The 12,762-nt window shown below is 53.0% G+C and carries 8 protein-coding genes; all 8 read left to right on the top strand.

Going from position 1 to position 12,762, the window contains the following annotated elements:
- Nucleotide 1 precedes the first annotated feature (1 nt).
- The 8 genes from WM46_RS13515 (at nucleotide 2) to WM46_RS13480 (ending at nucleotide 12,758) form a co-directional block, all read left to right on the top strand.
- Nucleotides 2-1,990 (top strand): hypothetical protein, encoded by a 1,989-nt coding sequence (locus WM46_RS13515; protein WP_102602533.1) that lies wholly within the window; start codon nucleotides 2-4, stop codon nucleotides 1,988-1,990.
- Nucleotides 1,991-1,992: 2 nt separating this feature from the next.
- The gene (locus tag WM46_RS13510; RefSeq protein WP_102602532.1) at nucleotides 1,993-2,439 is read left to right on the top strand and encodes a GNAT family N-acetyltransferase; all 447 of its coding nucleotides are present in this window, start codon (nucleotides 1,993-1,995) and stop codon (nucleotides 2,437-2,439) included.
- Nucleotides 2,439-2,882, top strand: coding sequence for a hypothetical protein (locus WM46_RS13505; protein ID WP_102602531.1), 444 nt, complete (start codon nucleotides 2,439-2,441; stop codon nucleotides 2,880-2,882). The genes WM46_RS13510 and WM46_RS13505 overlap by 1 nt, the downstream gene beginning before the upstream one ends.
- Entirely contained in the window at nucleotides 2,882-5,590 is a 2,709-nt protein-coding gene (locus WM46_RS13500) for a transglycosylase SLT domain-containing protein (protein WP_102602530.1), read from the top strand. The genes WM46_RS13505 and WM46_RS13500 overlap by 1 nt, the downstream gene beginning before the upstream one ends.
- Nucleotides 5,590-8,481: a hypothetical protein gene (locus tag WM46_RS13495; protein WP_102602529.1), complete on the top strand. Its 2,892-nt coding sequence runs from the start codon at nucleotides 5,590-5,592 to the stop codon at nucleotides 8,479-8,481. Before WM46_RS13500 ends, WM46_RS13495 begins: the two co-directional genes overlap by 1 nt.
- Nucleotides 8,482-8,545: 64 nt before the next feature.
- Nucleotides 8,546-8,887 (top strand): hypothetical protein, encoded by a 342-nt coding sequence (locus WM46_RS13490; protein WP_102602528.1) that lies wholly within the window; start codon nucleotides 8,546-8,548, stop codon nucleotides 8,885-8,887.
- Nucleotides 8,884-10,494, top strand: a complete 1,611-nt coding sequence (gene terL, locus WM46_RS13485; protein ID WP_102602527.1) for a phage terminase large subunit — start codon at nucleotides 8,884-8,886, stop codon at nucleotides 10,492-10,494. Before WM46_RS13490 ends, terL begins: the two co-directional genes overlap by 4 nt.
- Nucleotides 10,495-10,514: 20 nt before the next feature.
- The gene (locus tag WM46_RS13480; protein ID WP_102602526.1) at nucleotides 10,515-12,758 is read left to right on the top strand and encodes a phage tail fiber protein; all 2,244 of its coding nucleotides are present in this window, start codon (nucleotides 10,515-10,517) and stop codon (nucleotides 12,756-12,758) included.
- Nucleotides 12,759-12,762: the final 4 nt, after the last annotated feature.

The following is a 12,762-nucleotide window of genomic DNA, read 5'->3' as shown; positions in this document are numbered from 1 at the left end:
CATGCGCGCTAATCTGATAAAAACCAATTTTACCGCCGGTGAGTTGTCCCCCCGTCTGATGGGACGTGTTGATATTGCACGTTATGCCAACGGTGCCAAAGTGATCGAGAATGGCGTTGTTGTGGTTCAGGGTGGGGTAGTGCGCCGACCGGGTACGCGATTTGCGGCCGCTGCGAAATTCGGCAACAAAACAGCCCGCCTTATCCCTTACGTGTTCAATCGCTCACAGGCGTACGTTCTGGAGTTTGGCGACGGTTACATGCGCGTATTTCAGAATGGTAAGCAGGTGGTCAACAGCGACAATACGCCGTATGAAATTGCCAGTCCCTACACCGCCGCTATGTTGCCAGATGTGAATTATGTGCAGGGCGCTGACACCATGTTTCTGGCGCATGAGAATGTCCCGCCACAACGTCTGCAACGCCTCGGACAGACAAACTGGGTACTTGAGCCGGCACCGTTTATTGTTGAACCATTCGACGAGATTCGTGATACACCGCAGAAGTGGTGTAAGCCCTCCGTCAAAGAATTTATCGGCTCAGAAGTTACGCTCACCCTCAGCGACGACGAACCGCCTGCAGGTAGTGACGGTACGCTCACAGGGGCCGGGTGGGTGTCAGCAGATGTGGGTTCTTATGTCCGCATCAATGAAGGGCTGGTGCTGATTGACAGCATAACCAGTTCACAGAAGGCCGTTGGAACCATCCGCAAGGTACTTTCTGCTACACAGGCTGCATCACCCGGCGCGTGGACACGTGAGGATTCCGTCTGGGGTGGCAGTATGGGATACCCCGGCGCAGTTACGCTGTATCAGCAGCGTCTGGTTCTGGCCGGTTCTCCGCGTTTTCCACAAACGATCTGGTTCAGTGAAACCGGTGTTTATCTGTCGTTCGAGCTGGGAACAGACGACGATAACGCTATGAGCTTTACGCTGTCTTCTGATCAACTCAATCCTATTGTGCATCTGGCACAGATGAACACCCTTATAGCGCTGACCTATGGCGGTGAGTTTACGATCACTGCGGGCAATGAATCCGCTATCACTCCGACCAATATTTCGGTTAAAAACCCCAGTCCATACGGCTGTAATAATATCCGTCCGATCCGTGTCGGTACCGAAATTATGTTTGTGCAACGAGCCGGTCGAAAGCTTTACGCAGCAGCGTACGATCCCGATTCATTTGTTGCGTACACCGCCAATGATATGACGGTGCTGGCTGAGCACATTACGGCCAGCGGTATCAGCGACATGGCATATCAGCAGCAACCGGATCCGTTCGTGTGGATAGCGCGTAAGGATGGTTCAGCGGCATCAATGGCGATAGACCGTACGCAGGATGTGATCGCATGGTCACGCCATGCCACCGATGGCGCTTTCGAATCTGTCACCAGTATCCCTTCCGATACTGACGATGTGGTTTATGTACTGGTTCGCCGTGAGGTGAACGGGCAGACGGTACGCTTTGTTGAGGTTCTGGACAGTACCCTGCGTACCGATTCCGCCGTAACAGGAACGAGTACCGGAGGCGCCACTACATGGACTGGATTCGCCCACCTCGAGGGGAAAACCATTGATGTGGTTGCGGATGGTTCCGTTATGCCGCAGGCGGTAGTTTCTGGCGGTCAAATCACGCTAACCCGAAAAGCGAAATCAATCGAAGCTGGCCTGCATTACGAAACCACAATCCAGACGCTAACGCCGGAAGTCGCCACGTCAGAAGGCACAACGCAGAACGCGAAAAAACGGACCAGCGAAGTGACCATGCGTTTTCTTGAGACTACCGGCGCAGAGTGTAACGGTCAGGTTATCCCGTTCCGTCGCTTCGGACCGCAGGTCCTGGATAAGCCCGCGCCGTTGTTCACCGGCGATCACTACTGGGGAAAGCTCGGCTGGGAACGCGGCGAAGATTCTCTGCTTATTCAACAGCGTCAGCCGCTGCCTTTCCATATCCTCGCCATTATTTTCACGTTCACCAGTAACGGGGGCTAAACATGATCAGACCAGCCAGCACCGCAGATATCCCGGAAATTATTCGACTTTCGGAAATTATGCACCAGGAATCCCGGTACCGGACGTTGCCATACAACGGAGTCAAGTTTTCTGCTCTGTTACGTCGCCTGATCGATTCCCCCGACGGTATGGTCGCTGTGGCGGAAAAAGACGGAGCTATCATCGGCGCGATCGCTGCGGTTGTTACCGAACACTACTTTGCCGATGCGACGATTTCGTACGAACTGGGGCTTTATGTTGAAAAAGCTCATCGCGGAACGTTAGCCGGTTACCGCCTGGCAAAAGAGTACATCTCCTGGGCGAAGTCAAAAGATGTTGACCAGATCGACATGGGGATCACGACGGGCATTGATGAAGAACGTACCGGACGAATGTATGAGCGTCTCGGGCTTAAGCACGTCGGCATTGTATTTTCAGGAGGTAAATAATGGCGTGGGTTGCTCTGGCGGCTGCGGCTGTGTCTGCGCTTGGCGCAATGAAACAGGGGCAGGATGAAAAAGCGGCGGCGAATTACAACGCTGCGCAGGCAAAAGCAGATGCGGATGCCAATACCGCTGCAGCCAAAGTGCAGGCGCAGCGTATTCGTCAGCAGGGAGCGCAACAGGCATCACAGGCAACATCCGCTTTTGGCGCGTCCGGTGTTGAAACAGATTCTGGTACCGCGCTGCGTGTCACATCAGGTATTGCGGGTGACGCTGAACAGGATGCTTACACAACCATTCTTAATGGTGTCAACAGCTCTAACCGGATGCGTACGCAGGCACAGGCGGACGTGATCAGCGGTAAAAAAGCGGAGCAAGCCGGAATGATGAATGCGGGTAGTTCTTTGCTGTCTTCGGGATCTCAGATGTATAGCGGGTGGAAACGATAATGCGTATACCAACGGGTAATTTCGGCAACCTTACGCCGCAGGCAACAACCGGGCGAATCTCTCAGGGAAATGTTGGAGCTGTCGGTGCGGCCCTTTCACGTGTTGGCGCATCGCTGGGAAATGTGTCGGATGCAATACAGGCAGAACAGAATAAGAAAGACCTTGCAGCGACGCAGGCGGCGTTAAATGATCTCTATGCCAAATCAACAGATCGATGGGAAAACCCGGAAACAGGTGCCCTGGTCACCAGACAGGGGTTTAACTCTACGGGTGTTGGCGCAGATATGGATAAACTTGATGCGTCGGACTATGAGGAGGCCCGCAAAAAAATTCCGCCCAGCCAACTGGACTATTTTGACGCACAGTGGAAGGCAAGCCAGGTTAAGCGATTTAGCACCTACAATACTTTCGAACGTGCTCAGACAGCGACAGCACAGCAAAATCAGTTTGAAACCACGGTAAAAACGTCTGTTCAGCAGGAAGCCAACGCATACGACGATCCACAAGCCGCAGCACTGGCACGGGGGGCGCGTAAGCATTCGATTGAACTTTACGGGCAGGCACAGGGATGGTCAGCAGAACAGATAGCGCAGGCTATTTCATCCGCTGATTTAAACGCTTTGGAACAGCGCGCGCAAAACTATGCGGTTACCAATCCGCAGGGCTGGCTTAACGGTGAGTTCCCCGTTAAAGACAGCGGCGGCATGGATATGCGAGCAATCAGCATTGTTGAGTCCGGCGGTAAACATTTTAAACCTGATGGCAGCATTCTGACATCCAGGGCGGGCGCTCAGGGTAAATACCAGTTAATGCCTGACACGGGGAAAGAACTGGCTGCAAAACGCGGTGTTGAATATAACCCGGCTGACGAAGAGCAGAACGCGCTGCTGGCGAGCGATTACGCTAACCAGTTGTACGGTAAATACGGCTCTGAAACGCTGGCCGGGGCCGCGTATAACTGGGGTATGGGTAATGTTGATAATCTGATCGAGAAAGTAGGTGACCCGCGTAAGGGTGAGATTTCCGAGGCGGAGTTTATCAGTAAACTCCCAACCGAAACGCGCGGCTGGCTGTCCCGGTACCGTAAAAATAAAACCGGGCTGGATCCGGTATCTGTTTATAAAGTCGATAATATTGCAGAGTCTCAGCTTCGCGAGCAGAGGAAAGCCTTACGCGAACAGGTTGAGCCTGTTTTCGATAACACATTGGCACAATTAAATAATGGAGACATCCCAGATGCCATGCTGGACGAGGGAACGATCAGGCAAGCCTGGGGAGAAGAGGGGGAGCAGAAGGTCAAACAACTGGATATTGCCATCGATAACGCCCGTATCTTTCAGGCTATCCAGTACGTATCCCCCGCCGAACAACAGGAAGAACTGGCAAAGGCGAAGCCTCAGGCCAATGACCCGGACTATGCACTGAAACTCGACGCTTACGGCAAACTGGGCGCGCTGGTACAAAAAAGTAATGAAGCTATGCAGGCACAGCGTGACGCTCGTCGCTTCAACGAAGCGTTGTCGATGGGGGAGAAACTCGACCCGTCGAACAAATCCATGCAGAAAGCCGCTGATGCGACCGATACCGCGCAGAGCTTCCGTATTAATGATGCCACCACGCACGACGGCATCGTGCAGCAGGTGGCGCAGACCGGCATTATCCCGTCACAGGTGACAACACAGCTTTCTGCCATTTCGCGCGCCCGTAGTCCTGAGGCAGTACGGCAGGGGGCGGAGCTGTTCAACCGACTGTACGATACAGATCCTGCGTCTGTCGGCGACATGCCGAAGGATATGCAGGGTTTTTATCTGACGGTCAAACAGCTTACTGATTCCGGTATGTCTTCTGACACGGCCATTGAGCAGGCGCAGAACCTGACATACAACCAGACCGACGCGCTTAAAGCGCAACTGGCCTCCGCACAGGGCACTAAAGAGTACAAAAAGGATCGCAGCAAGGCGATGGACTCTGCTGCCAGCAGCATGGCGCAGTGGTTCCGCCGGGATCCGTCTGCGGATGACCAGACTCCAGAAGCGGCGCGCTTCCGTAATGACTATCAGGCGCTGTATGACATTAACTATCGCACCACTGGCGGTAACGCCGATGCGGCGAAGAAAATGACCAACCAGCAGGTAGCCCGCACCTGGAGTATCAGCGAGGTGAACGGCGACGCTAAATTCATGAAGTACGCGCCGGAGGCGCTCTATAACTACGGCCCATCAGGCTGGCAGGCGGCACAGTGGAAAGCCGAAAAAGAGCTGCTTATGTACGGCGACCGCCAGGAGACAATAACCACCAGTCCGACGCAGCTCGGGATCACGTCAGGTAACGCCCCTGTAGTTGAGACAAAAACGCCTGAAAGCCGTATCGGTGGTGAACTGGAGATTACTCCCGACGTGCTGACATCCCGCCAGGGGGATTACGCCATCATGGTGCGAACGAAGGATAAAGATGGTATCGAGGCAGTGCAGCCGTATTACGATAAGCATCGTCGCCCCATGCGCTGGAAACCGTCGCTTGAAGAATGGGAACCGTACAAGAAAATGCAGCAGGAACGTGAACAGCGTGACCAGGAAGAAATTACGCGCGGTCAGGCTATCCGTGGGTTTAAAGACAAGCATCGTGCGCTGGATGAGCAGTACAAGCGGCTGCATAACGAACGCATTAACAGCGTACCTAAGTTTATTTATGGCGGGGGGGCAAATTGATGCCAGTCTACGCAGCACCTGATGAACTGAATAACGGATTTACCCCGTCGGGCAACGTGCTGGCCGAACCGACAGGCTTTGATGTTCCTCTTCCTGAAGGGGCAAACCCAGAGCCACAGCAGCCGGAGCCTTCTGTCTGGGGCGCGGCATTCCGCCAGAATAACCTGCTGGGCGATATGTTCCGCCCGTCTAAACAGTTTGAACCGGCGGAGGGTTACAACCCGTATATGGATAAAAACGAACTGCATGGTTACGAACAGTGGGGATCCGCGTTCGCTGATTCCCGTTCGCCGGAAGAAACCGCCTGGCTGAAACAGCAGATTGATGACGAAAACGAGGACCGTCGCGTATTGTCCGAGGCGGGGGGCGAGGGTGTGTTAGCCAGCATCGCCGCCGGGGTTGTCGATCCGGTAACTGTCGCATCGATGTTTATTCCCGGTACGCAAGGCGGTGCACTGGCGCGTATCAGTTCACAGGTCGCTATTGGCGCTGCGGGTACCGCGCTGAGTGAGGTTGCGCTCAACAACCAGCAGATAACACGTACGTGGGGTGAGAGCGCCGCACACGTCGCCGCCGGCGCGCTGATGAGCGGTGTTTTTGCCAGCGCCGGAACCATGCTCACGCCTTCGGTAAAAAATGCGGCCACGCGGGAAGTTGCGGAGGCGCTGGATAATATGCGCGTCACATCGCCGGTGGATACCGCAGCAGCCTCGCTTCCTGACGGCGGGAGTATTGGCGCGGCGCGGATCAGCGAAGCGACACTCGAAGATTTAACTCCGGTTGCTGGTGGGCCACTCGGAAAGGCCGCGCGTAGGGCAGGTAGCTACCTGACGCCGATCACCCGCCTGATGGAGTCACCGTCGAAAACAGCACGCCGTACGGCGCTGGAACTGGCAGAGAATAACTTCACTCTCGAGGGAAACGCGCGGGGTATTGAAACGCCCGTTGCAGCGGAAACCCGCGTCCGTGGGTGGCGTAGGGAAGAAGCTGCGGTGGTGGTAACTAACAAACAGGCATACGCAAAATATAAATCGGATGGCGGCGATATGAGCTTTGCATCGTTCCGGGAGGAAGTCGGCAACGCCATGCGTAGCGGCGATGTGCATGCTAACCCCGTGGTGCAAGAAACGGCGCAGGCCATGCGCACCGTCGTTAACCGTGTGAAGGTGGCACAGCAAAAACTGGGGCTGTTACCGCCGGATGAAGAGCTTAAAGCTATCGGGCAGACCAGCTATTTCCCGCGCGTGTACAAGGTAGGGAAAATCGTCAACGAGCGCGATAAGTTCCGCGATATGCTGGTGGACTGGTGGTCGCGCGGCGAGAAAACCATGTCCCGAGAAGAGGCCGAGATCACGGCGGATGCCACCATTAACAAAATCGTGGGCGCAAAAATTCCGCAGGATTTCGCCAATGTGTTTATGGTTAAATCCGCTGGCAGCACCAAAGGCCGTACGCTCAGTGTTCCCGATCGCCTGATGAAAGATTATCTGGAGAGCGATGCCAACTATGTCCTGCAGCGCCATATTCGCGAAGCATCCGCCGAAGTGGAGCTCACCCGTACCTTTGGCAATAAGACGCTGGAAAAGCAGCTTAAGGATATCCAGGACGAATACGACGCGCTGATGCGTTCCCGCCCCAAAGACCAGGCAAAACTGGCAAAGGCCCGCGATAACGATCTGCGCGATATTACCGCGCTGCGCGACCGTCTTGTCGGCGCATACGGCATGCCTGACGACCCGTCGTCGTTTTTTGTCCGCGCTGGTGCGTTTCTGCGTAGCGCTAACTTTGTCACCAAACTGGGCGGTATGACGGTATCCGCAATACCGGATCTGGCCCGTGGCGTAATGGTGAACGGCTTCCGCAATATTACGCGCGGCTATGGCGCTATGATATCTAAATCTCCTGCGTGGGTTGCCAGCAAAGCCGAACAGAAAAAGATGGCCGTGGGGCTGGAAACCATCCTGCACACCCGCGCGCGTACGATGGGCGATCTGGTGGACAGTTCCGCACGTACTACGGCGGTGGAAGCGGGTATGGAGCGAGTTACTGATGTGTTCGGCAAGCTCACGTTGATGGGACATTTCGACGACATGAACAAATCGGTTAACGGCATGATCACGTCTGACGGCATTCTGTCCGGTGCGTTCGCTGGTCGTCGCCTGGCGAAACTTGGCATTAACGACAATATGGCCACGCGTATTCGTAGCGAGTTTCAGAAACATGGCGAGGTTATCGACGGCTGGCATATCGGTAATTTTGAAAAATGGGACGATCAGCACGTGGCTGGTGTATTTCAGTCTGCTGTTCTGAAAGACGTTAACAATACCGTTATTACTCCTGGTATTGGTGATACTCCATTGTGGGCCAGTACGCCGCTTGGCAAAACGGTATTCCAGTTCAAATCGTTTGCGACCGCATCCTATAACCGCGCCACGCTGGGCGGTTTGCAGGAAGGTACTGCGCAGTTCTACTACGGTACTGCATTCCAGATCGGCCTGGGCGCGCTGACGTACGCACTTAAAGAAGCAGCCAAAGGGAAAGAGGTGGACTGGTCTCCTGAAAAACTGGTGATTGAAGGCGTTGACCGATCCGGTATTCTCGGCCCGCTGATGGAATATAACAACATGGCGGAAAAAGCTTCCGGCGGTATGGTCGGGCTGGGGGCGCTGCTTGGCACCGGCACGCAGTCTCGTTACGCCAGCCGTGGTTTTATCGGCTCTGCGCTCGGCCCGACGTTTGGCCTGCTCGATACCGTCACAGACGTGACCGCTGGCGTGCTGAATGGGGATGCCGGCGATCGGGTTCTGCACAATGTGCGTACGCTGTTGCCGGGTAATAACCTGTTCTGGATCGCACCCCTGATTAACCAGGTGGACCCCGGTATGCGGTAATCGGTCGGGATTCCGACCTTAAACCCGCGTCATCATAGCCCTGTATTCACTACGGGGCTTTTTTATGCATCAGGATTACAAAACACGCCTTACCGCGCTGAGCGATAAACTCACTGACGTGGTGCTCGAAGAAGCCGATCCGGACAACTGGCCGGGGGCGGGGAAGAAACCCAGCGAACTGACCAAAGATGAGCGCGGCGATCGATACTGGGGCATGAAGAACGCGGCGGCTTCGCTGACGCTGCTGATTAAGGTGCATTCCCTTATTGGCATGCAGACGCGCGGTGGTACGCCTTCAGATAACCCAGGACAGGATGATGAAGCCTTTGCGCTGGGGCAGCAGGTATCGAAGGCTGAGCGCGAAGCGGCCGCCATTATCGCGCGCCTGCAGAAAGGCAAAAAATGATTTCGTTCCTCGCCTTCTTTTTAATGTGGGCGGAGCGGATGAACTGGGACGTTCCGGACTGCCACTATCGCGCCTGTCACTGGTTGGAGCATCGCGGGAATCTCGCGGTGCTTCGCTGTTTTCGTGGGTTCGGTAAATCAACCATTCTTGCCGTGTATAACGCCTGGCGATATTACTGCGATCGCCAGTACCGGATTTTACATCAGTCTGAAGCTGATCCAACTGCATACAAAACCAGTCGCGATACGCAGAACGTACTGCGAAACCATCCGCTGACGAAAGGCATGTTGCCGGATGGACTCGGTACCGTCGAACAATGGTGGGTAAATGGTGCGCTGGATATGCGTAACGGCAGTATGTATGCCAAAGGTATTCTGTCTAACGTTACCTCGGCACGCGCCAACGAATGCCAGAATGACGATGTGGAAGTCCCCCGCAATATCCAGACGCCGGAAGCGCGAGAAAAGCTGCGGTATCGCCTGGGTGAACAAACCCACATTCTGATCCCCGGTGGGCGCAAGCTGTACATCGGTACCCCTCACACGCACGACAGCCTTTATGATGAGGTTGAGTCTATGGGCGCTGACTGCCTGACCATTAAGCTGTTTGAGAAAGAAAAGCGCATCGAGGCGAAAGACGCCACGCAACTGCGCTATGTTACCCCGTTCCGGCCAGAGTATGTTTTTGCCGGGATCCATAAAGCGGCGCGATTGCTGGTCGAGGATGTTGACTATAAGCTGACCGAAGACGGCGTGGTGTTCGCTGTCGCACCGGATACGGTTATTGATTTCTACTCAGACTGTGCGTGGCCGGAGCGTTTTACCCGCGAAGAAATGGAGAACCGCCGGAGAGAAACCCGCACAATTAACGAATGGGACAGCCAGTACCAGTTGCACAGTAAACCCGTTGGCGACGTTCGTCTCGATCCTGAACGTATCCGCGAATACAACATCCATCCGGAGATTCGCTACGCCAACCGTACCGCGTCAATGTGGCTCGGCAGCACGCAAATTGTTGGGGCCGTGGCATGGTGGGACGTGGCTACCGGCAAAGTGAAAGCGGACGCCTCGGCGTTATCCCTGATACTGACTGACGCGCGCGGTCATCTGTACTGGCATGTTTGCAAGGAGCTGACTGGCGAACTGGCAGAGTTTGACGATAACGACAAAATCACCGGCGGGCAGGTGGCGCAAATCAAAGAGCTGGTTATCAGATACCAGATCCCCGTTGTTTGTGTTGAGGTAAACGGCCCTGGCAGCTTTGCGGGCAAATTGCTGCGGCAGGCGCTAAAAGGAACCGGCTGCGGCGTTCGGGAAGAGTTCAGTGTTACCAACAAACAGAAGCGTATCCTTGATGCGTTCGAAGCGCCTCTCTCGTCACGGTTCCTGTGGGCTCACTCCGACGTACTTGATGGTCCGATGTACGACCAGATGCGGGACTTTAACCCGGCGTTGACCAACCAGCCAGACGACTTCATTGATTCCGGCGCGGGGGCGATTAGTGCGACACCGGTGCGCATTGGCAAAGTGGTCGGGATTCCGACCGGGCAATCGCGCGAACATTGGCAGTTAAGTGACGGAGACCATGAGGTTGAAGTCGATTATTAACCTGCCAGAGGTTACACGCCATGTCGGTACCGAATCAAATCCCTTATATTATTTATAACGCCAACGGTCTGACGACCGTTTTTCCTTTCGAGTTTTACATCATCAGCGCCAGTGATATTCAGGTCAGTATTAACGGTACCGAGGTTACGTCAGGCTATACCGTGTCTGGTGTAGGTAACGTAAGCGGCGGGGATATTGTTTTTCTGACGCCCCCCGTAAGCGGCACAGTTGTTATGCTGGAACGTGTTGTTCCTACCTATCGCCTGACTGATTACCAGGACAATGGTGACTTGCTGGCAGATACCGTTAATAAAGATTTTGACCGTCTGTGGATGGCGATTCAGCGCTCGTTTATTTATCTCGGGCTGGCGTTACGTCGCCCTTTATTTGGTGGTCCGTTTGACGCTCAGGGTTACCGTATCGCTAACGGCGGCGATCCGGTAGATAAGCAGGATTTCGCTACCAAAAACTATGTTGACAATGTCAGCTTGGTACGTGCGCTTCGCGTCCCGGAAGCTTTTGTAGCTCCTCTTCCACCTGTGGAGCAAAGAAAAAATAAAATTGTAGCGATGGATAATTCGGGCGATCCTCTTATGGTCTTGCCTGAAAATGGTAGTGCGGCTGATGTTATGATCGAGCTTGCCAAACCAACCGGGGCAGGGATGATAGGAACACTGGATGGTGGAACTGTAGAAGACCTCACATTTATAAAAGAAAATAAAAAAGTATTCGTGTCAGTTTTCTTCGACCCTTCAACGCTAAATGTTTACCTTTCTACATCAATTGATGGAATTAGCTGGTCTGGTCAATCTGCGTTAAAGATGTCAGATGGTAGCCCCCTCCGCGGTAGAGATCCATCTATATGTTTTTTCTCAGACATGTGGTGGATTGCAGTTACACAAGCAACAGTTAATGCTGATGTGAGAATTTTTAGGTCGAAAGATTTGATCAACTGGACGTCTGCGGATTGTAAGTTTGGAAGTGGTGTCTATGGTAATAAGGTTGAGCCAAGTGCAACTGCCGATGCCATTTACAATGGTGCACCAGAATTTTTCATAGATGGGTCAGAATTATATATTCTTAATGGATTTCAGTATGGGCCGAACATTCCAGATGCATACAGTGGTTCTATTCCTGATTGTAGAATTTACTATGCAAAAATGACATCAGAGCCTGATGTGGAAATTCCTACTTTTGAATGGCCTACTAGATTTTCACTAAGTACAGCCAACGACCAGAACAGAATAGATGCAAGCCTCGTAAGTTATGGCGGAGATCTATGGCTGGCCGTAAAAAATGAATACGATAAGACTATAGACTTATGGCAAAGTAACACTGATATTTCTGGTACGTTCCAATTTTTAAGTACGGCTCCATCCTCAGGTTTCAGGGTTGAGGGGCCATCATTGGTGCGCAGAGAAAATGATTGGATCCTGTATGTTGATGATTTCTACAATCGCACAGGAATTTATTACAACACGTCTAGTGATTTAGTTTCATGGGGAAGTACAACAGTTAAATCCCTTTCAACACTTAGGGATACTCTTGCTCATGGAACGGTAATGTATTTTTCATTTGAAGGTGAGCAAGTTTATCAATTATTAACATTGATGCAAACACAGAACTCATGGGGCTCGCCGAAAAGGAAGATAAAAGAAATTTATGTGCCAATCGGTCCTACAACGATAATTCCTGAAGAAGACACTATTTACTATACAACTGGTACCATTATTGCAACAGTAAATATTGAGGCGAATAGATTCTCTGCGAAAACAGCCAGATTCATGGTTAGCTCAGAGAACCCCGTTTGTGCCATAAAGTTTACTGGTAGTGGGTTCCGCGCCGATCCGGCATCGCTAACTATTGGCTATGGCAGGCATATGGGGACTGTATGCGAATTTTACCTCGATGTAGATAAATACGTAATTGGCGCAAGACCAGACAGACCACAACCCGGTAGCGTGTCACTAAGAACGGAAGCTGGGGGTTCAACGATCTCAAACTGGAGGCCAGTCTACGGGAGGACGTACACTACAAATGCAAGCGACACCGGCGTTACGACTATCAGCTCAATGCCTGTAGATATGCCTGATGGACATATGTTTTATCTGTTAATCTTGTCCCCAGATGCAACTAACGGAAGTGTCTCATTTGTAAGCGGGACATCAATTTGGGCGAGCATTACCCTTAATGGTACTAACTACAACGGTAAGCCCGTTCAGGTTATCAAAGTTGGTGGTAGATGGTCTGTTCTTGGGACGTGATATG

The sequence above is a fragment of the Citrobacter freundii complex sp. CFNIH2 genome, from assembly GCF_002880615.1.
GTDB lineage: Bacteria > Pseudomonadota > Gammaproteobacteria > Enterobacterales > Enterobacteriaceae > Citrobacter_A > Citrobacter_A amalonaticus_F.
The sequence above is the reverse complement of the archived record's forward strand: the minus strand, read 5'-3'. Positions and strand labels throughout refer to the sequence as shown.